The 17,886-nt window shown below is 71.3% G+C and carries 19 protein-coding genes and 1 tRNA gene; 11 read left to right on the top strand and 9 right to left on the bottom strand.

Annotated elements, in window-relative coordinates; all coding sequences use genetic code 11:
• Window positions 1–22: 22 nt before the first annotated feature.
• From E2170_RS01745 to E2170_RS01715, 7 genes are all read left to right on the top strand, one after another.
• Entirely contained in the window at window positions 23–1,021 is a 999-nt protein-coding gene (locus E2170_RS01745; protein WP_132998924.1) for a DUF3426 domain-containing protein, read from the top strand.
• Window positions 1,022–1,104: 83 nt separating this feature from the next.
• Window positions 1,105–1,377 carry a DNA-binding transcriptional regulator Fis gene (gene fis / locus E2170_RS01740; protein WP_243708021.1) on the top strand — a complete coding sequence of 91 codons (273 nt, stop codon included), beginning with the start codon at window positions 1,105–1,107 and terminating at the stop codon, window positions 1,375–1,377.
• Window positions 1,378–1,438: 61 nt separating this feature from the next.
• Window positions 1,439–3,022, top strand: coding sequence for a bifunctional phosphoribosylaminoimidazolecarboxamide formyltransferase/IMP cyclohydrolase (gene purH / locus E2170_RS01735; protein WP_132998922.1), 1,584 nt, complete (start codon window positions 1,439–1,441; stop codon window positions 3,020–3,022).
• Between the two features lie 80 nt (window positions 3,023–3,102).
• Entirely contained in the window at window positions 3,103–4,389 is a 1,287-nt protein-coding gene (purD, locus tag E2170_RS01730) for a phosphoribosylamine--glycine ligase (RefSeq protein ID WP_132998921.1), read from the top strand.
• A 99-nt stretch (window positions 4,390–4,488) separates the two neighbouring features.
• On the top strand, window positions 4,489–4,710 hold the full coding sequence (locus E2170_RS01725; protein ID WP_132998920.1) for an AbrB/MazE/SpoVT family DNA-binding domain-containing protein: 222 nt from the start codon (window positions 4,489–4,491) through the stop codon (window positions 4,708–4,710).
• An 11-nt stretch (window positions 4,711–4,721) separates the two neighbouring features.
• A complete protein-coding gene (locus tag E2170_RS01720; protein ID WP_132998919.1) occupies window positions 4,722–5,150 on the top strand; it encodes a type II toxin-antitoxin system death-on-curing family toxin in 429 nt (142 codons plus the stop codon).
• A 62-nt stretch (window positions 5,151–5,212) separates the two neighbouring features.
• Entirely contained in the window at window positions 5,213–7,123 is a 1,911-nt protein-coding gene (locus tag E2170_RS01715) for an MFS transporter (protein WP_132998918.1), read from the top strand.
• A 39-nt stretch (window positions 7,124–7,162) separates the two neighbouring features.
• On the opposite strand, the gene E2170_RS01710 is transcribed toward E2170_RS01715, so the two are convergent.
• The 4 genes from E2170_RS01710 to E2170_RS01695 are packed head-to-tail and all read right to left on the bottom strand — an operon-like array spanning window position 7,163 to window position 10,153.
• Window positions 7,163–8,137, bottom strand: coding sequence for a hypothetical protein (locus E2170_RS01710; protein WP_132998917.1), 975 nt, complete (start codon window positions 8,135–8,137; stop codon window positions 7,163–7,165).
• 44 nt (window positions 8,138–8,181) lie between these two features.
• Entirely contained in the window at window positions 8,182–9,099 is a 918-nt protein-coding gene (gene nudC, locus E2170_RS01705; protein ID WP_132998916.1) for an NAD(+) diphosphatase, read from the bottom strand.
• The gene (gene erpA / locus E2170_RS01700) at window positions 9,096–9,470 is read right to left on the bottom strand and encodes an iron-sulfur cluster insertion protein ErpA (RefSeq protein ID WP_132998915.1); all 375 of its coding nucleotides are present in this window, start codon (window positions 9,468–9,470) and stop codon (window positions 9,096–9,098) included. The genes nudC and erpA overlap by 4 nt, the downstream gene beginning before the upstream one ends.
• A 32-nt stretch (window positions 9,471–9,502) precedes the next feature.
• Complete coding sequence (locus E2170_RS01695; RefSeq protein WP_132998914.1) at window positions 9,503–10,153, bottom strand: DUF6776 family protein; 651 nt, start codon at window positions 10,151–10,153, stop codon at window positions 9,503–9,505.
• A 133-nt stretch (window positions 10,154–10,286) separates the two neighbouring features.
• Between E2170_RS01695 and E2170_RS01690 the strand changes: the two genes are divergently transcribed.
• The 3 genes from E2170_RS01690 (at window position 10,287) to E2170_RS01680 (ending at window position 15,284) form a co-directional block, all read left to right on the top strand.
• Window positions 10,287–10,868, top strand: coding sequence for a DUF4126 domain-containing protein (locus E2170_RS01690; RefSeq protein ID WP_132998913.1), 582 nt, complete (start codon window positions 10,287–10,289; stop codon window positions 10,866–10,868).
• Window positions 10,869–10,977: 109 nt separating this feature from the next.
• The gene (locus tag E2170_RS01685; protein WP_341777129.1) at window positions 10,978–12,840 is read left to right on the top strand and encodes an EAL domain-containing protein; all 1,863 of its coding nucleotides are present in this window, start codon (window positions 10,978–10,980) and stop codon (window positions 12,838–12,840) included.
• Window positions 12,840–15,284 carry a hybrid sensor histidine kinase/response regulator gene (locus E2170_RS01680; RefSeq protein WP_243708020.1) on the top strand — a complete coding sequence of 815 codons (2,445 nt, stop codon included), beginning with the start codon at window positions 12,840–12,842 and terminating at the stop codon, window positions 15,282–15,284. Before E2170_RS01685 ends, E2170_RS01680 begins: the two co-directional genes overlap by 1 nt.
• Before the next feature lie 31 nt (window positions 15,285–15,315).
• Here E2170_RS01680 and bfr read toward each other — a convergent pair whose 3' ends face one another.
• The 3 genes from bfr to E2170_RS01665 form a co-directional block, all read right to left on the bottom strand.
• Window positions 15,316–15,786, bottom strand: a complete 471-nt coding sequence (gene bfr / locus E2170_RS01675; protein ID WP_132998912.1) for a bacterioferritin — start codon at window positions 15,784–15,786, stop codon at window positions 15,316–15,318.
• A 160-nt stretch (window positions 15,787–15,946) separates the two neighbouring features.
• On the bottom strand, window positions 15,947–16,153 hold the full coding sequence (locus tag E2170_RS01670) for a (2Fe-2S)-binding protein (protein ID WP_132998911.1): 207 nt from the start codon (window positions 16,151–16,153) through the stop codon (window positions 15,947–15,949).
• Between the two features lie 93 nt (window positions 16,154–16,246).
• On the bottom strand, window positions 16,247–16,861 hold the full coding sequence (locus E2170_RS01665; RefSeq protein ID WP_132998910.1) for an RNA pyrophosphohydrolase: 615 nt from the start codon (window positions 16,859–16,861) through the stop codon (window positions 16,247–16,249).
• Window positions 16,862–17,018: 157 nt separating this feature from the next.
• Here E2170_RS01665 and E2170_RS01660 point away from each other — a divergent pair.
• Window positions 17,019–17,095 (top strand) — tRNA-Met (locus tag E2170_RS01660).
• 178 nt (window positions 17,096–17,273) lie between these two features.
• On the opposite strand, the gene E2170_RS01655 is transcribed toward E2170_RS01660, so the two are convergent.
• Both E2170_RS01655 and E2170_RS01650 read right to left on the bottom strand, forming a co-directional pair.
• Entirely contained in the window at window positions 17,274–17,453 is a 180-nt protein-coding gene (locus E2170_RS01655; protein WP_207914902.1) for a transcriptional regulator, read from the bottom strand.
• 53 nt (window positions 17,454–17,506) lie between these two features.
• Window positions 17,507–17,818 (bottom strand): BolA family protein, encoded by a 312-nt coding sequence (locus tag E2170_RS01650; RefSeq protein ID WP_132998909.1) that lies wholly within the window; start codon window positions 17,816–17,818, stop codon window positions 17,507–17,509.
• Window positions 17,819–17,886 lie beyond the last annotated feature (68 nt).

The raw sequence follows: 17,886 nt of genomic DNA, 5'->3' as shown, positions 1-17,886 counted from the left end.
GGCGCGTGCTTGAATAGCGCGCATGTTCGTCAACTGCCCGGCCTGCCGCGGACTGGTCGCCACCGACCCCGCCACCGACCTGCCACCGGAGCGCTGCCCGCGCTGCGCCGCGCCGCTGCGCGAAGCGCCGTCCGCACAGCCGCCAGCCAACGACGCGCGCAGCGGCGTGGCCGCGGCGGTGGCCGAGGCCTTCGGCCACCTCGAGGCGTCGGGAGCTTCCGATCCCGCGGATGACCTTGCCGCGCAGCCGGCCATCTCGATGGCGACGCTGCTGCAGCCCGGGTCCGAGTCCGGGCCGTCCGAAGCATCGGGGCCGGAGCCAGGACCGGACCAGGCCACGCTGTCTTCCCAGGCGCCTGCGACTGCTCCCGTTCCTGCGCTGGCGCCTGCACCACCTCCGGCGGCAGAGCCGGACGAGCCCGCACCGCCGGCAGCATCTGCGCCCGCCACCGAGCCCGCACCCGCGGCCACGCCGCCTGCGGCCGCCTCACGGCCACGGCGGGCGACACCCAGCTTCGCGCGCATGCCCCGCGACAGCGCGCGCGCGAAGCCCGCCGGCCGGCGCTGGCCGATCCCGGCGGCGATCGCGGGCCTCGCCCTGCTGCTCGCAATCCAGTGGCTGCTGGCCGACCGCGAGCGGCTGGCGGCCGATGCGACCTGGCGTCCAGTGGTCGCCGGCGCCTGCGCCGTCCTGCGCTGCAGCCTGCCGCCCTGGCGCGAGCCCACCGCGTTCGCCCTGCTCGAACGCGACGTGCGGCCCCACCCCCAGGCCGGCAACGCGCTGCGCATCACCGCCAGCTTCCGCAACGACGCCGCCTGGGCGCAGGCCTGGCCGGACGTCGTGCTCACGCTTTCGGACATCGATGGCCGGCCCCTGGGCGCACGCGCATTCACGCCCACCGAGTACCTGGGGAATGAACCGCCGTCGGCCCTGATCGACAGCGGCGAAGGCGCGGTGATCCGCATGGACGTGCTCGAACCCGACGCCGGCGCGGTCGGATTTTCCTTCGATTTCCGCTGAGGCCGCGCGTGGCAGCAGCGCGGCGGTCGCGCTAGACTCGACCTCCTTCGCGCACGATGCGCGGACACGGCCCAGGGGACCGATTGAACGCTGCCGACACCAACGAGCCGCAGGCACGCGGCACGCAACGGGCACCGTTGCGCGAGCACGTGGCCACCGCCGTGCGCCGCTACATCCGCGACCTGGATGGCTGCAACGCGGAGAACCTGTACGACATCGCCCTGCGCGAACTCGAGATCCCGCTGTTCGTGGAAGTGCTCAACCACTGCGAGGGCAACCAGAGCCGCGCCGCGGCCATGCTCGGCATCCACCGCGCCACCCTGCGCCGCAAGCTGCGCGACTACGGCATCCTCTGAGCCCCGGCCGCGGCGGCGCCGCGCCGTATAATCGCGGCTTTCCCGCTGCCCTCCCCCTGCAATGACCACCGATCGCCTGCCCCTGCGCCGGGCACTGCTGTCCGTGTCCGACAAGACCGGCCTGCTCGAGCTTGCCCAAGCCCTCGCCGCCCGCGGTGTCGAACTTCTCTCCACCGGCGGCACCGCCCGCGCCCTGCGCGAGGCCGGCCTGGCCGTGCGCGACGTGTCCGAAGCCACCGGCTTCCCGGAAATGATGGATGGCCGGGTCAAGACCCTGCACCCGGTGGTGCACGGCGGCCTGCTCGGACGCGCGGGCGTGGACGACGCGGTGATGGCCGAGCACGGCATCGGCGCCATCGACCTGCTGGTGCTGAACCTCTACCCCTTCGAATCGGTCACCGCGAAGGCGGACTGCACGCTGGCGGATGCGGTCGAGAACATCGACATCGGCGGCCCGGCGATGCTGCGCTCGGCGGCGAAGAACTTCGCGCGGGTGGCGGTGGCGACCGACCCGGCGCAGTACGCCGGCATCGTCGAAGAGCTTGAAGCGAACGACGGCACGCTGTCGGCGAAGACCCGCTTCGCGCTTTCGGTGGCGGCGTTCAACCGCGTGGCGCAGTACGACGCGGCGATCGGCAACTACCTCTCGGCCATCGCCGACCCTATCGACGGCGTGCCCGAGCGCGGCGAATTCCCGGCGCAGATGCACTCGAACTTCGTCAAAGTGATGGACCTGCGCTACGGCGAGAACCCGCACCAGAGTGGCGCCTTCTACCGCGACCTGTACCCGGTGCCGGGCACGCTGGCGACCTTCACCCAGCTGCAGGGCAAGGAGCTGAGCTACAACAACCTCGCCGACGCCGATGCAGCCTGGGAATGCGTGCGCCAGTTCGATGCGCCGGCCTGCGTGATCGTCAAGCACGCCAACCCCTGCGGCGTCGCCACCGCCGCGGGTTGCGGCGACGCCTACGAGCGCGCGTACGCCACCGACCCGACTTCGGCCTTCGGCGGCATCCTCGCCTTCAACACGCGCCTGGACGCGGCCACGGTGAAGTCGATCCTCGACCGCCAGTTCGTGGAGGTGCTGATCGCGCCCGACTACGACCAGGACGCGCTCGACTACTGCACGAAGAAGGCCAACGTGCGCGTGCTGCGCATTCCGCTGGGCGACGGCCGCAACATGTACGACAGCAAGCGCATCGGCTCCGGCCTGCTGCTGCAGTCGTCGGACAACCGCGGCATGAACGTGGGCGAGCTGAAGCAGGTATCGAAGCGCGCGCCGACCGAGGCCGAGCTGCGTGACCTGCTGTTCGCCTGGCGGGTGGCCAAGTTCGTGAAGTCCAACGCCATCGTGTATGCGAAGGACGAAGCCACCATCGGCGTCGGCGCGGGCCAGATGAGCCGCGTGTACTCCGCGCGCATCGCCGGCATCAAGGCCGCCGACGCGGGCCTGGTGGTGCCGGGCTCGGTGATGGCGTCGGACGCCTTCTTCCCCTTCCGCGACGGCCTGGACGCCGCCGGTGAGGCGGGCATCCGCGCGGTGATCCAGCCCGGCGGCTCGATGCGTGACGCCGAGGTGATCGCGGCGGCGGACGAGCACGACATCGCGATGGTGTTCACCGGGGTCCGCCACTTCCGGCATTGATACCCGGCTGCGGCGCGAATCGCCCCCTGACTCAGGGGGCTATGCTCTTCCGACGATCCGAAACGGCAGGTTGATACGTCATGAAAGTGCTGGTCATTGGTTCGGGTGGGCGCGAGCACGCGCTGGCGTGGAAGCTGGCGCAGTCGCCGCGCGTGGACGAGGTGCTGGTGGCGCCCGGCAATGCCGGCACCGCGCAGGAGGAAGGCTGCCGCAATGTCGCGGTGGCGGCCGCCGACATCGACACGCTGGTGGCCCTGGCCCGCGACGAAGGCGTGGACTTCACCGTGGTCGGCCCCGAAGGCCCGCTGGTGGCCGGCGTGGTCGACCGCTTCCAGGCCGAAGGCCTGCGCATCTTCGGGCCCAGCGCCGCGGCCGCGCAGCTGGAAGGCAGCAAGGCCTTCGCCAAGGACTTCCTCGCCCGCCACGGCATCCCGACCGCGCACTACGCCGTGTTCACCGAAATCGGTGCCGCGCTCGCCCACCTGCAGGGCACCGGCGCGCCGATCGTGGTCAAGGCCGATGGCCTGGCCGCGGGCAAGGGCGTGATCGTGGCGATGACGCTGGACGAGGCGGAAGCCGCGGTACGCGACATGCTCGGCGGCAACGCCTTCGGCGAGGCCGGTGCGCGGGTGGTGATCGAGGAATTCCTGGAAGGCGAGGAAGCCAGCTTCATCGCCATGGTCGACGGCCGCACCGCGCTGCCGATGGCCACCAGCCAGGACCACAAGCGCGTGGGCGACGGCGACACCGGCCCGAACACCGGCGGCATGGGCGCCTACTCGCCCGCGCCAGTGGTCACGCCCGGGGTGCATGCGCGGATCATGCGCGAGGTGATCGAACCCACCGTCGCCGGCATGGCCGCCGACGGCGCGCCGTTCACCGGCTTCCTCTATGCCGGGCTCATGATCGACGCCAGCGGCGCGCCGAAGGTGATCGAGTTCAACGTCCGCTTCGGCGACCCGGAAACACAGCCGATCATGATGCGGCTGCGCTCGGACTTCGCGACCCTGGTCGAGGCCGGCATCGACGGCGCGCTCGACGGCGTCGAGGCCGACTGGGACCCGCGCCCGGCCCTGGGCGTGGTTATGGCGGCCGAGGGCTATCCCGGCACCCCGCGCACCGGCGACACGATCAACAGCTTCGACGTGCCGGACGTGGCGGACACCAAGGTCTTCCACGCCGGGACCCGGATCGACGGCGAACACGCCGTGACCGCGGGCGGCCGCGTGCTCTGCGTCTGTGCCCTGGGCGACAGCGTCGCCGACGCCCAGGCCCGCGCCTACTCGGAAGTCGCCGGCATCTCCTGGCCGGGCGAGTTCCACCGCCACGACATCGGCTGGCGGGCGGTGGAGCGCGAGCGCGGCTGAGACCCGGGCGCGCACGGGACCCGCGGACGCCGCGCCCGGCTGGCATCGCGCGGACCCAGGGTATAACATGCGTTATTACACGCATCCCGAAGGCTCGCCATGAAGCTGAAGATCACCGCCATCGGCAACTCCGCCGGCGTCATCCTGCCCAAGGAGCTGCTGGCCCGGCTGCGCCTGGAGAAGGGCGATACGCTCTACGCGCTTGAGACCCCGGACGGCGTGCGCCTGACCGCGTTCGATCCGGAACTGGCGGCGCAGATGGAGGTGGCCGAGGAGGTCATGCGCAAGGATCGCAATCTCCTGCGCAAGCTGGCCCAGTAGGGAGCGCGGCCATGATCGTCTGGATCACGCGACCGCTGGCCATCGCCATCCACGAGCGCCAGCTGGCCGAGCACGGCGGGGGCACCGGCGTGCGCGACGATGGTCTGCTGGACTCGGCACTGGCGCGCCCCCGCCAGCTGTACGCCTACGGCGACCCTCCGCCCGACCTTGCCGCGCTGGCGGCGAGCCTGGCGCACGGTCTTGCCCGCAACCACGCCTTCGTGGACGGCAACAAGCGCACCGCGCACGTCTGCTACCGCGTGTTCCTCGCGCTCAACGATGCCGAACTCGATGCGAGCGAGGAGGACAAGTACGTGCAGATGGTGGCCCTCGCCGAAGGCAGCCTGCCCGAAGCCGGCTTCGCCGACTGGCTGCGCCGGCACCTGCGCCCGCGCCCTGGCGCCGCCGTCCACGAGCCGCGCAAGGCCTACGCCCGCTGACGCAGCCTGCGCGGCCCGTCGCAGCCGTCTGCTAGTCTCGCCACGCACCCACGGGAGCCCGCATGGCGTACAACCAGTTCGAGCTGCTGCGGCAGCGCCGCTTCCTGCCCTACTTCGCCGTGCAGGCGCTGGGCGCCTTCAACGACAACGTCTACCGCCAGGCCATCATCGGCCTGCTGTTCTACCTGGGCGTGGACAGCGAACAGCGCACGCTCTACACCAACCTGGCGCCGGCGCTGTTCATCCTGCCCTACTTCCTGTTCTCCGCGATCGCCGGCCAGTTCGCCGAGAAGATGGAGAAGCAGCGCCTGATCGTGATCACCACGACGATGGAGATCGGGATCATGACCATCGCCGGCATCGGCTTCCTGCTCGGCAACATGCCGCTGCTGCTGGTGGCGCTGTTCGCGACCGGCATGCAGTCGACCCTGTTCGGGCCGGTGAAGTACTCGATCCTGCCGGCGGTGCTCAAGCCCGAGGAGCTCACCGGCGGCAACGGCCTGGTGGAGATGGGCACGTCGCTGTCGATCCTCGCCGGCATGATCTACGGCGGACTGGTGTTCCAGGTCGCGGGCACGTGGGGGCCGGAGGCGGCCGCGGCCTCGGTGGTCGCGCTGGCGGTCACCGGCAACCTGGTCGCGCGCATGATCCCGCGCGTGGACGCCGGCGCGCCGGAGCTGAAGGTCAACTGGAACCCGGTGCCGGAATCGATCCGCATCTGGAAGCTCACCCGGCGCACGCCGGCGGTGCGCAATGCCATCCTCGGCGTGTCCTGGTTCTGGTTCGTGGGCACGGTGCTGACCGCGCAGCTGCCGAACTACGCGGAGCTGCACCTGGGCGCGGCGGAGCGATCGACCAGCCTCTACATCTTCGGGCTCGCGCTGTTCTCGGTCGGCGTGGGCACCGGCTCGCTGCTGTGCGAGAAGCTGTCCGCGCGCACGGTCGAGATCGGCCTGGTGCCGCTGGGCGCGCTGGGCGTCAGCGCCTTCATGCTCGACCTCTACTTCGCACGCAGCGGGCTGGCGCCGCAGGCGGGGCTGGACATCGCCGGCTTCCTGGCCGCCGAGCACGGCTGGCGCATCGCCATCGACCTCACCGGCATCGGCTTCTCCTGCGGCCTGTTCATCGTGCCGCTGTTCGCGCTGATCCAGAGCCGCACGCCGAAGCAGGAAATGGCGCGCGTGTTCGCCGGGCTCAACATCCAGAACTCGGCCTTCATCGTCGCCGCGGCGGTGACCGGACTGGCGCTGCAGCAGGTGTTCGGCTGGAGCATCCCGCAGGTGTTCCTGGGGCTGGCGATCGCCAACCTGCTGGTCACCACCTGGATCTTCACCATCGTGCCCGAGTTCGCGATGCGCTTCGTCAGCTGGCTGCTGGTGCGCACGCTGTACCGGCTGGAGCTGCACGGCATCGAGCGCCACGTGCCCGACGAGGGCCCGGCGCTGCTGGTCAGCAACCACGTGAGCTACATGGACGCGCTGATCCTGGCGGCGAGCATCCCGCGGCCGGTGCGCTTCGTCATGTACTACCGGATCTTCCAGATCCCGGTGATGCGGTGGATTTTCAAGGCCGCCGGCGCGATCCCGATCGCCAGCCCGAAGGAGGACGCGGCGATGATGGAGCGCGCCTTCGAAGCCATCGATGCCGCGCTGGCCGAAGGCGAGCTGGTGTTGATCTTCCCCGAGGGCCGGCTGACCTCCGACGGCGACATCGCGCCGTTCAAGTCGGGCGTCGAACGCATCCTGGAGCGCCGCCCGGTGCCGGTGGTGCCGATGGCCCTGCGCAACATGTGGAGCAGCATGTGGAGCCGACGCGGCAGCGCGGCCGCCAGCGGGCGACTGGCGCGGATGCGCGTGCCGCGCCGCTTCCGCGCGCACGTGGCGGTGATGGCCGAAGCGCCGGTCCCGGGCCGCGAGGCCGACGCGAAGATGCTCGAAGCAAGGGTCCGCGCACTGCGCGGCGACCACGCCTGAGCCGCGGGCGCGACCGCCGCGGGACGGGATGAAACCGGTTCAGTTCACCCAGCCGGCCACCACGAACAGCGCCAGCACCGCCAGCCAGGCCAGCAGCACGCGCCAGACCAGGGACATGGCGTCGCGCAGGGCCTGGACCAGCGCCGGATCATCGGCGCCGGCCATCGGCACCGGTCCGGGCGGCATCCCGGCATCGCCAGGATCGGGCCCGGCGGCCACTCCGGCCTGCGGCGCGCCGGCGGAAGCGGCCTCAAGATCCCCGGTCTCTTCATCCAGCTCCCAGCGCACGCTCGCCCGCCCCACGGCGGCCAGCATGTCCGTGCCAGCACGCAGCGCGGCGCCGCCGGCGGCCTTCCAGGCCGACACCGCCACGTCGAAGTTGCCCACCAGCGCCAGTGACAGCGTCATCAGCTGGGCCACCGGCCAGTCGAGCACCGCCAGCCCGCGGCGGGCGCCGTCCACCGTACCCTCGGGCAGATAGAGCGCGGGTTCGTCCTCGGCCGCGATCGCGACCAGCCGGTACAGCAGCGCACCCACGGCGCCCAGCAGCACGAACCAGAACAGCACGCCGAACCAGCGCCGCAGCGCAGCGACGAAAACGCGACCGACTTCGTCGCGGTCAGCGCCTGCACCGGTCGCTGCGGCGGGACGCAGCCGCGCCAGCGCCTCGCGGCGTTCGGCCGCATCCGTCGCGTCGACCACCGCATCCACGTCGACATCGAGATCGCGCGGACCCCAGGCATAGAACACGGCGGCGACGCCGAACAGCAGCGCCGGCAGTCCGTAGGCGAAGCCATCCAGCAGCCACTGCACGAAGCCGACCACCAGCACCACCGGCACCAGCGCCATCAGCAGGCCCCAGCGGCCACGCCAGAAGCCATCGTCGGCGAATCGACGGCCCAGCCAGCCCAGCAGCGCGCGGTACCAACCGTCATCGCGCACGGCGGCGGCGAACGCGGGCGCCAGGTGCCCCAGCACCAGCGCAACCACCACGGCGAACAGGGTCGAGAACATGCCCGGATTCTACCGCCCGGGTCCGTGCACGGTGCCGACCTGGGTCAGGTGCCGGCGTGCCAGCGTTCGATCAGCCAGCGCGAAATGGAAATCGACGGCGACAGCAGCAGGCCCTCTGGCCCGGATTCGCCGCGCAGCGCGGCACCGACCTCGTCGCGCGTGAACCAGCGCGCGTCTTCGAGCTCGTCGCTGGGGCAGTGCGGCACGTCGGGGCCGGCCTCGGCCTCGAAACCGAGCATCAGCGAGGAGGGGAACGGCCAGGGCTGCGAGGCCAGGTAACGGCAACCGCGCACGCGCACCGAGGACTCCTCGAAGACTTCGCGCACCACGGTCTGCTCCAGCGACTCGCCCGGCTCGACGAAGCCCGCCAGCACCGAATAGCGCCGCGGCGGCCAGCCGGGGCTGCGCCCCAGCAGCAGGCGCTCGCCGTCGCTCACCGCGACGATCACCGCCGGGTCGGTGCGCGGGTAGTGCTCCAGCCCGCAGGCCCCGCACCAGCCCAGCCAGCCCGCGCGACGGTAGGCCAGCGCGCCGCCGCAGGCGCCGCAATAGCGGTGCCGGGCGCGCCAGTGCAGCACCGCGCGCGCCTGGGCGAAGGCGGTGGCCTCGAAGTCCGGCCACTGCGCCGCGGCGCTGCGCAGGTCGATGCGTGGCGGCGCCAAGGCGGCCACGGGTCCGCGTCCGGCGTCCGGGTCGATCGCCTCCTCGCGCACCGCGAACCAGCCCTCGTCCCCGCGCAAGCCAAGGAACAGCGCTTCGTCCGGTCCATCGGCCAGCTGCGTCGCGCATGGCGCCAGCAACGCACCGTCCGCCGTCGCCCACGCCCGCCCTTCGCCATCGAGCACCAGCGCTCGGCCCTGCGCCCACAGCCGGGCCAGCGCGGCATCGTCGTCGCGGAGGTTCTCGGCGCGGTCCAGCGGCGCCTCGACGAAGGCGAACGGCGCCACGCGCCGCGACGTCATGTGGTGAAGCTGCTGCCGCAGCCGCAGGTCGACTTCGCGTTCGGGTTGCGGATGGTGAACTGCGCGCCGTGCAGGCTCTCGACATAGTCGACCGAAGCGCCCATCAGGTACTGCAGGCTGAGCGGATCGACCAGCAGGGTCACGCCATCGGTGGCGACCGCGAGGTCGTCCTCGCCCTGCTCCTCGTCGAACTCGAAGCCGTACTGGAAGCCCGAGCAGCCGCCGCCCTGGATGTAGACGCGCAGCTTGAGGGCGTCGTTGCCCTCCTCGGCGATCAGTTCGCGCACCTTGGCCGCGGCCGCGGGCGTGAACTCCAGCGGGCGATCGAGCGCCTGGTAGCCGGGCGCGGACAGGTCGATGGTCGTGCTCATGCGCTCAAGGATGGGGCGCGCGGCGGCGGGCTTCAAGCATCCGGCGCGGAACGCGGCGTCGCCGCGGTGGCGTCGGCCCAGGTGAAGGACTCCTCCACCACCGGCCCGCGCGGCTGCGCCAGGCGCACGATCACACGCAGCGGCTTGAAGTCCGCGGGCAGCATCAGGTCGCCGTCGACCTGCTGGAAGTACTTGAAGGAATACTCCACGCCCGGCGCATCCTCGCTCTGGCGCAGGTCGTTCCAGGCCAGGCGCTCGAGGCTGTCATTGCGCGAGCCTTCCACCTCGACGGTAAGGGTGCCGCTGCTGACCGCGGCGCGGTTCAGGGTCTGGGTCAGGGTGGCGGTGAAGTGCCAGGCGCCCTCGCCCTGGGACTGCAGGCGCAGGCCGTGCACGGTGAGGCCGCGGCGCTGGCTGGTGCTGCCGACCAGGCGTTCGTAGAAGGCGACGTCGGCGCGCAGGGCGGAGATCTCTTCGTCGCGCTCGGCCAGCGTCAGCTGCAGGTCGCCGTTGGCCTCGCGGCTGACCTGGTCGGAGCGCGACAGGGTGGCGACCTGCTGGCGCAGGCCTTCGATCTCACCGCGCATCGCGCCGTCGTCGCGGGCCGGCCCGCCGCCGGCCACCGTCCAGGCGCCCCAGACGCCGAACAGCAGGCAGGCGGCCAGCACGGCCATCAGCGCCATGTGCGCGCGGGGATGGGGATGTTCGGGCGGCGGCGTGTCGGGCATCCGGGCATGTTAACCCCCGAGCCTGAGCGCCGGGCGAACGCGGCCATGCCTATACTCCGCCGCAGTGCAGTCCCCCCTGGAGCCCGGCATGTCCGAAGCCCACCTCTTCGCCGCCGGCGTGCTGCTGGCCTGGCTGGCCGGCATCCGCGTCTACCTGACCGTGTTCGGTGTCGGCCTCGCCGGCGCCCTGGGCTGGCTGGAGCTGCCGGCCGCGCTCGAGGTCACCGCCTCGCCGTGGGTGATGGGGATCTCGGGCGTGCTGGCCCTGGTCGAGTTCTTCACCGACAAGATCCCCGGCGTCGACTCCGGCTGGGACTTCCTGCAGACGCTGGCCCGGGTGCCGGCCGGCGCCTTCCTTGCGGCCGCGGCGCTGTCGCCCGACGGCGACCTGTCGGCCGGCATGCTCGCCACCGGAGCCGGCGTGGCCCTGGGCAGCCATGCGCTGAAGGCCGGCAGCCGGGTCCTGATCAACGCCTCGCCCGAACCGCTGAGCAACTGGGGCGCTTCGGCCACCGAGGACGTGGCCGCCATCGGCCTGCTGGCCCTGGCCCTGGCCAATCCGCTGCTGGCGCTGGGCATCGCGCTCAGCCTCAGCCTGTTGCTGGCCCTGGCCCTGTGGTGGGTCTGGCGGCGGCTGTTCAGGCGCCGGGCGGTCGCGGGCCCGGGCTGAGCGCGACGCCCGTCGCGCGATACGGCGCGCGGTTTCTTGTAGGCTTGTCCGTTCGGGGGAGACGCCAGGGGCGTCGGGCCTCCGTATTCGTCCTCGGAGGAATCCCGCAGTGAGCGCAGCCCCCGGAACACGGACCGCCACGGACATGGGCACGGCAGCATCGCTGCCGGGCACAGCGGTGCGCGCCGAGTTCCCACCGGCGCATTACTGGCGGCGCTGGTGCGAGGACGCAGGCGCCCCGCTGCCCATGCAGGTGGACGCCGCACCGGCCGAGCCCGCGCCCCCCCCGGTCACGCCCCCGGTCGCCGCCGACGGCACCACCGAGGCGCCCTACCGCGTGCTGGTGGTCGAGGACGACCTCAGCCAGGCGCTGTTCGCCGAAAGCGTGCTCTGCGGCGCAGGCATGCAGGCCGCGGTGGTCTCGGTGGCCAGTGAGGTGATGGCCTCGGTGGACACCTTCCGCCCCGATCTGGTGCTGATGGACCTGCACATGCCGGGCATGGACGGCGTCGAGCTGACCAACCTGATCCGGCAGCACCAGGCGCACGCGCACACCCCGATCGTGTTCCTCACCGGCGACCCGGATCCGGAACGCCAGTTCGAGGCCCTGGAAACCGGCGCCGACGACTTCCTCACCAAACCGGTGCGCCCGCGCCACCTGATCGCCGCGGTGCAGAGCCGCGTGCGCCGCGCGCGCATGCTCCAGCGCGAGCGCAGCGGCGGCGCCCGCCACCCGGTCACCGGGCTGTACACCCGCTCGCACATGCTGCAGCGGCTGAACTCGATGATCCCCGGCGACGGCAAGGGCGCGCTGTACATGGTCGAGGTGGCCGGCATCGGCGCCCTTCGCGACCGCTACGGCTATGCCGGCCTCGAGCAGCTGCTCACCGACGCCTCCAGCCGCATCAGCCAGGCGGCCGCCGGCCACGCGGTGTCGCGCCTGAGCGACAGCATCTACCTGGTGCATGCCGCCGACCTCGCCGCCGACCAGTTGCCCGAAAGCGCCCGCGCGCTCCGCGACGCGCTGGGCCGCGAAGGCTTCAGCGCCAACGACGAGGCGGTGCGCCTGCGCGCCTTCGTCGGCTACACCACCCTGGCCCACGGCTACGGCGACGCAAGCAGCGCGCTGGCCGCGGCCGAGCGCGCCCTGCGCGAGGCCCGCGCCCAGCCGATCGGGATCGCCGGCTACCAGCCGCCGCGGCAGCGCGACCACGACCAGGCCATGGCCGAGTCGGTACGCCAGGCACTGGCCGACAACCGCTTCCAGCTCGCCTTCCAGCCCGTGGTCGCGGTGGCCGGCGGCGACGAAGCCCAGTTCCAGACCCTGCTGCGCATGCGCCGGGCCGACGGCAGCCTGCTGCCCGCCGGCGACTTCCTGCCCGCCGCCGATGCGGTCGACCTGATGCAGGACATCGACCAGCGCGTGCTCGAGCTGGCAGTGACCGTGCTTCACCAGCGCAGCGAGGCGGGCAAGCCCGTGCGCCTGTTCGTGTCGCAATCCGCGCGCAGCCTGGCCCGTGACGGCCACGCCACCCACGTGCTGGGCATGCTCGCCGCCTACGGCGTGGAGGGTTCGCGGATCGTGATCGACGTGCGCCAGGACGAGGCCCTGATCCATGCCCTGGCCCTGCGCGAATTCTGCGACGCGATGGTGCCGGCCGGCGTGCAGCTGTGCCTGGGCCAGTACCAGGCCGGCCGCGAGGCCGACGCCCTGCTCGGCCAGCTGCCGCTGGGCTACGTGCGCCTGGCCCCGCGCTATTCGCAGAAGCTCGACGACCAGGCCGTGCGCGACGAGATGCGCCAGGCCATCGAACGGGCGCACCGCCTGGGCCTGCGCGTCATCGGCCAGCAGGTAGAGGACCCGCAGGCCGCGGCCACGCTCTGGATGAGCGGCGTCGACTTCATCCAGGGCAACCTGGTGCAGCAGGCGGCGGGCGAACTGGACTTCGACTTCGACCACTCGGTGCTTTGATGAAGCTGACTCGCGGACGCCCCACGGCGATCATGATGCGCTGGCTCGCGCTGGGCGCGGCCGCCGGCGCCGCGCTGACCCTGGTGCTCGACGTGATCGGCATGGAAGGGCCCTGGCAGCACGCGGCGCTGGTGCTGGCGCTGCTGGCGCTGTTCGCGGTGATCGCGCTGCACATCGCCCTGCGCCAGCGCGAACAGCAGATGGACGAGGCCGACGAGCGCGCCCGCCGCGACGAGGCGGTGATGGAACAGCTGCAGGCGCAGATCGAGCAGCACACCCAGCTCGAACACCAGCTGCGCCAGGCCAAGCAGGCGGCGGAATCGGCGGTGATGGCCAAGGGCGAGTTCCTGGCCACCATGAGCCATGAGATCCGCACCCCGCTCAACGGCATCGTGCCGATGCTCGACCTGCTGATGCACGCGCGCCTCGCGCCCGACCACGCCGAACTGGTGCGTACCGCGTACACGTCCTCGCAGCAGATGCTGCGCATCGTCGACGACATCCTCGACTACTCCAAGCTCGAAGCCGACAAGCTCGAACTCGAGACCACCGGCTTCAACCTGCGCGAACTGCTGGACGGCGTGATCCAGCTGATGGAACGCCCCGCCCAGGCCAAGGGCCTGCGCATGAGCCTGAGCGTGGACCCGGCCGTGCGCCTGGCCGTGCGCGGCGACCCGGTGCGCCTGCGCCAGATCCTGGGCAACCTGGTGTCGAACGCGGTGAAATTCACCGAACGCGGCTCGGTGTCGCTGTCGGTGCGCCGCATCGGCGAGACCGCCGCCCAGCACCAGCTCCGCTTCGAAGTGCGCGATACCGGCATCGGCATTCCCGCCGGCTCGCAGTCACGCCTGTTCCAGGCCTTCAGCCAGGCCGATGCATCCACCACCCGCCTCTACGGCGGCACCGGCCTGGGCCTGGCGATCTCCAAGCGCATCGTCGACCTGATGAGCGGCCGCATCGGCGTGGAGTCCGAACCCGGCCACGGCGCCACCTTCTGGTTCGAGATCCCGCTGCTGAAGGCCGCCGGCGACATGCCCAGTGGCGGCGCCGAGGACAGCACCGCCCGCGGCCGCCTGCTGCTGCTCAGCGCCGACCCGCGCCTGCGCCTGCGCCTGTCGATGCTGCTCCCCAACTGGGGCCTGCGCGTGAGCTCGGTCGAAACCACCCAGGAAGCCCTGGACCGCCTGCGCGCAGCCGCCAACCAGGGCGCGCCGTGGGCCTATTCCCTCGTGCTCGCTGACCTGGCCGGCATGCGCAGTACCGCGGTGGCCCTGCACCGCAACCTCGGCCGCCAGGCCGTCTACGGCGACCTCAGGCTGGTCTGCCTGTACGGGGACGACCCGATCCCCGATGAACTGCAACGCAGCGTCACCCTCCTCAGCCGGCAGGCCCCCGATGCCGACCTCCGCGCCGCCCTCCTCGAAGGGGGAACGACGCAGACTCCGGATTCCAGGGAGCCCATCGCCATGGCCACCATCCCGACCCCGTCGACACCTGCCGCGCCCGTGCGCGCCGCGCGCGTGCTGCTGGTCGAAGACAACCCCGTGAACCTGATGGTGGGCCAGCGCCTGCTGTCGGTGCTCGGCATCACCTGCGACACCGCCAGCAACGGCGAGGCCGCCCTGCTGCGCATGGAAGCCTCGCGCTACGACATTGTGCTGATGGACTGCCAGATGCCGGTGATGGACGGCTACACCGCCACCCGCCGCTGGCGCGAGACCGAGGAGGCCGCCGGCGACGGCCGCCACGTGCCGATCATCGCCATGACCGCGAACGCGATGGCCGGCGACCGCCAGAAGTGCCTGGATGCCGGCATGGACGACTACCTGGCCAAACCGGTGACCCGCAGCGAACTGGAGCGCACGCTGGCACGCTGGTGGAACGCGGAGACCGCCGCGGCGGCCGCGCAGCGCGAGTCCTACGAGGTGGACCCGCATACCGGCGACATGATCGGGCCCGGTGGCGCGATCGAGGACGTAGTCGCCGCCGATGCGCCTCCGCCTCCGGTGGTACCGGCGCAGGTGGCCGCTCCGTCGCCGATCCCGACGGCCGCAACGGCACCTGCCGCGTCGGCCGCGCCGCTTCCGCAGCAGGCGCTGCCACCGGTGCTGGACCACGAGATCCTCGACGAACTGCGCGCCATGCTGGGCGGCGACCTCGACCACCTGATCGACGTGTTCCTGACCGACACCCCGCGCCTGATCGGCACCCTGGAGCAGGCCGCCACCGGCCCCGACTACGAAGCCCTGCGCGACGCCGCGCACTCGCTGAAGTCGTCGAGCGCCAACCTGGGCGCGATGTCGCTGTCGGCCGCGGCCAAGCGCGTGGAACTGGGCGCCCGCGAGCGCCTGCTCGAGCGCCCGGCGGTGGCGGTGGCGCTGGTGGCCAACGAGTTCGTCAGGGCCCGCGCCGCGCTGAAGGCGGTGAGCCCGGCGCAGGCCTGAGCGGCCTGCGCGGATAGCAGCAGGGGGCGGCTCAGCCGCCCATCTTCGACTGCAGGTAGTTCTGCTCGCCCACGCGCTTGATCAGGTCGAGCTGGGTCTCGATCCAATCCACGTGCTCTTCCTCGGAATCGAGGATGTCCTTGAACAGGCGGCCACTGGTGAAGTCCTTGACGCTGTCGCAGTACTCGATGGCCTCGCGCAGCAGCGGCAGGCCGTCGAGTTCCAGCGCCAGGTCGCACTCCAGCGCCTCGCGCGGCGACTCGCCCACGCGCAGCTTGCCCAGCGCCTGGAAGTTCGGCAGTCCCTCGAGGAACAGGATGCGGTCGGCCAGCCGGTCGGCGTGCTTCATCTCGTCGATCGATTCCTCGTACTCGTGCTTGGCGAGTTCCTCGAGGCCCCAGTTCTTCAGCATCTTGGCGTGCAGGAAGTACTGGTTGATCGCGGTGAGTTCGTTGTAGAGCGCCTTGTTCAGGAGCTCGATGACCTTGGGATCGCCCTTCATGGCATGCCTCCGGCTGGGATGGGGAAGATGCCGGGGACTCTAGCGCCATCGCGAAGGCGATGACGGAACGCGAATCGTGATCATCTTCACCCGCGGCGCGGGCCAGGAGGGGCGCGGCCCGCAGGGGTCGAACGTGGCGGCGCCCGCAGGCGCGGCGGCCTCAGGCCGCGCAGGCCATGGGAAGTTCGTGGACGACCTTGCGGGCCGCGGTCTCGCTGGCCAGCAGCTCCGCGGCGGTGTCCACGCAGCTGCCGCAGCAGGCACCGGCACCGGTGCGCATCGTGAGCTCGGTCATGCTGCCGCAGCCGGCGGCCGCGGCTTCGCGGATCTGGTGGTCGGTCACACCATTGCAGACGCAGACGTACACGGCTTGCTCACGGAATCCAGGGAACGGGCCGATTGTCCGCTTACATGAGAATGATTGTCAATGCTGAATGAGGATCGTCCTCAGCGGGACGGTTCAATCCGCCGACGAGCGCCGCGGGCCCGAGGGCGCGCGGCCCGGCTGGCCGCAGCCCCGGCCACCGGGCGCCGCCCCGCCCTGCCGGCCCCGGCTGCGCTGGGTTTCCAGGCTGATCGTGGGCACCGCTCCGGCCCCGGCCACCTGCCGCGCGAACGGTGCCAGGTGCTGCAGCGCCCGGGCGTAGACTCCGCGCTTGAAGTTGACCACGTGCTCCAGCGGGTACCAGAAATCCACCCAGCGCCAGTGGTCGAATTCCGGCTTGTCGGTCAGGTCCAGGCGCAGGTCGCTGTCGGCGCCGGTGAAGCGCAGCAGGAACCAGACCTGCTTCTGGCCGATGCAGACCAGACGGTCGTTGCGGCGGATGGCCCGCGGCGGCAGCCGGTAGCGCAGCCAGCCCGGCGTGGTTCCGAGCACCTCGACGTGCGCGGGCAGCAGCCCGGTCTCCTCGTTGAGCTCCCGGTACATGGCCTCGAGCGGCGTCTCGTCGGAGTTCATCCCGCCCTGCGGGAACTGCCAACCGTCGCGCCGCACGCGCCGCGCCCAGAACACCCGCCCGTCGGGGTGCATCAACACAATGCCCACGTTGGGGCGATAGCCGTCCGGATCGATCACGATGCGGACTCCTGAGGTCTTTCGACGCTTCCAGCGTCACTGCGACCGACTCTGCCACGCGCCGCCGGGGGCGACAAGCCGCGGCCGGGGATTTGACGCCGGGGACCGGCCAGTGGACAATTGCGGGCTCGCCGCGCCCAGCGCGTGCGGACCCCATGGCTATGTAGCTCAGCCGGTTAGAGCACAGCACTCATAATGCTGGGGTCGGTGGTTCGAGTCCACCCATAGCCACCATATTTTCCAATAAAAACAACAAGTTAAACGACGAAAACCCGCCATCGACGCGGGCTTTTCTGTGTCCATGCACCGGGCACTGGGCTAAGGCATGCACGCCTCATCCAACCGGGGCAACGCGCAAACCCCTCTAGACAACGCGGGAACGGCCACTACAGGCCGCTGAGGCCAGGGCGGATCAGGTGTGTTCTTTCGCCGCTGCCTGGACACCGCCGGAGGCTTGGGCCATCTGGCGGAGCACGGTCAGCAGCTCGTCCCGGTCCCCGTCTTCATGGATCGCAGCAATGACTGCGAGCGCCAATGCCGGGTCATCGCGGTACAGGTCGGCCATGGCGTCGTCATTGGGCCTGCTCTTCATCTCATTCCCTCCGCTGCCAGTCTTGCCAGCGAGCACCGGCCGGCCCGGCGGCATCAGGCCTTGTCGTGCTTGCTGCCACCCATGCACCGCGGCGAATCCGGCGCCGCCCCCTGCTCCGCCCACTCCTCCGGCGTATAGGTATGCAGCGCCAGCGCGTGGATCTCGCCCATCAGCCCGCCCAGCGCGGCATAGACGGCCTGGTGGCGACGCACGGCGGTCTTGCCGGCGAAGGCCTCGCTGGCGATCACGGCCTTGTAGTGGGTTTCAAGCCCGCGGCTGTGCATGTGGCTTTCGTCCAGCACTTCGAGATGGCTGGGGGACAGGGCCTGGAGGGCGGCCTGGATGCGGTCGATCTTGGTGGTCATGGCGCCATTATGGCGCGCCGGACCTGTGGGAGCGGCCATGGCCACGATCGCCGCTATAGCGGCTCCCA

The organism is Luteimonas arsenica, from assembly GCF_004352825.1.
In the GTDB taxonomy this organism is placed as follows: Bacteria; Pseudomonadota; Gammaproteobacteria; order Xanthomonadales; family Xanthomonadaceae; genus Luteimonas; species Luteimonas arsenica.
Note: the sequence above shows the minus strand (reverse complement) of the source record. Positions and strands in the feature narration are given on the sequence as shown.

What these genes read in the sequence shown, in the direction of transcription:
- E2170_RS01745 (WP_132998924.1), top strand. Translation starts at nt 23, where the DNA reads ATGTTCGTCAACTGCCCGGCCTGCCGCGGACTGGTCGCCACCGACCCC.
- purH (WP_132998922.1), top strand. Translation starts at nt 1,439, where the DNA reads ATGACCACCGATCGCCTGCCCCTGCGCCGGGCACTGCTGTCCGTGTCC.
- purD (WP_132998921.1), top strand. Translation starts at nt 3,103, where the DNA reads ATGAAAGTGCTGGTCATTGGTTCGGGTGGGCGCGAGCACGCGCTGGCG.
- E2170_RS01725 (WP_132998920.1), top strand. Translation starts at nt 4,489, where the DNA reads ATGAAGCTGAAGATCACCGCCATCGGCAACTCCGCCGGCGTCATCCTG.
- E2170_RS01720 (WP_132998919.1), top strand. Translation starts at nt 4,722, where the DNA reads ATGATCGTCTGGATCACGCGACCGCTGGCCATCGCCATCCACGAGCGC.
- E2170_RS01715 (WP_132998918.1), top strand. Translation starts at nt 5,213, where the DNA reads ATGGCGTACAACCAGTTCGAGCTGCTGCGGCAGCGCCGCTTCCTGCCC.
- E2170_RS01710 (WP_132998917.1), bottom strand. Translation starts at nt 8,137, where the DNA reads ATGTTCTCGACCCTGTTCGCCGTGGTGGTTGCGCTGGTGCTGGGGCAC.
- nudC (WP_132998916.1), bottom strand. Translation starts at nt 9,099, where the DNA reads ATGACGTCGCGGCGCGTGGCGCCGTTCGCCTTCGTCGAGGCGCCGCTG.
- erpA (WP_132998915.1), bottom strand. Translation starts at nt 9,470, where the DNA reads ATGAGCACGACCATCGACCTGTCCGCGCCCGGCTACCAGGCGCTCGAT.
- E2170_RS01695 (WP_132998914.1), bottom strand. Translation starts at nt 10,153, where the DNA reads ATGGCGCTGATGGCCGTGCTGGCCGCCTGCCTGCTGTTCGGCGTCTGG.
- E2170_RS01690 (WP_132998913.1), top strand. Translation starts at nt 10,287, where the DNA reads ATGTCCGAAGCCCACCTCTTCGCCGCCGGCGTGCTGCTGGCCTGGCTG.
- E2170_RS01680 (WP_243708020.1), top strand. Translation starts at nt 12,840, where the DNA reads ATGAAGCTGACTCGCGGACGCCCCACGGCGATCATGATGCGCTGGCTC.
- bfr (WP_132998912.1), bottom strand. Translation starts at nt 15,786, where the DNA reads ATGAAGGGCGATCCCAAGGTCATCGAGCTCCTGAACAAGGCGCTCTAC.
- E2170_RS01655 (WP_207914902.1), bottom strand. Translation starts at nt 17,453, where the DNA reads ATGAAGAGCAGGCCCAATGACGACGCCATGGCCGACCTGTACCGCGAT.
- E2170_RS01650 (WP_132998909.1), bottom strand. Translation starts at nt 17,818, where the DNA reads ATGACCACCAAGATCGACCGCATCCAGGCCGCCCTCCAGGCCCTGTCC.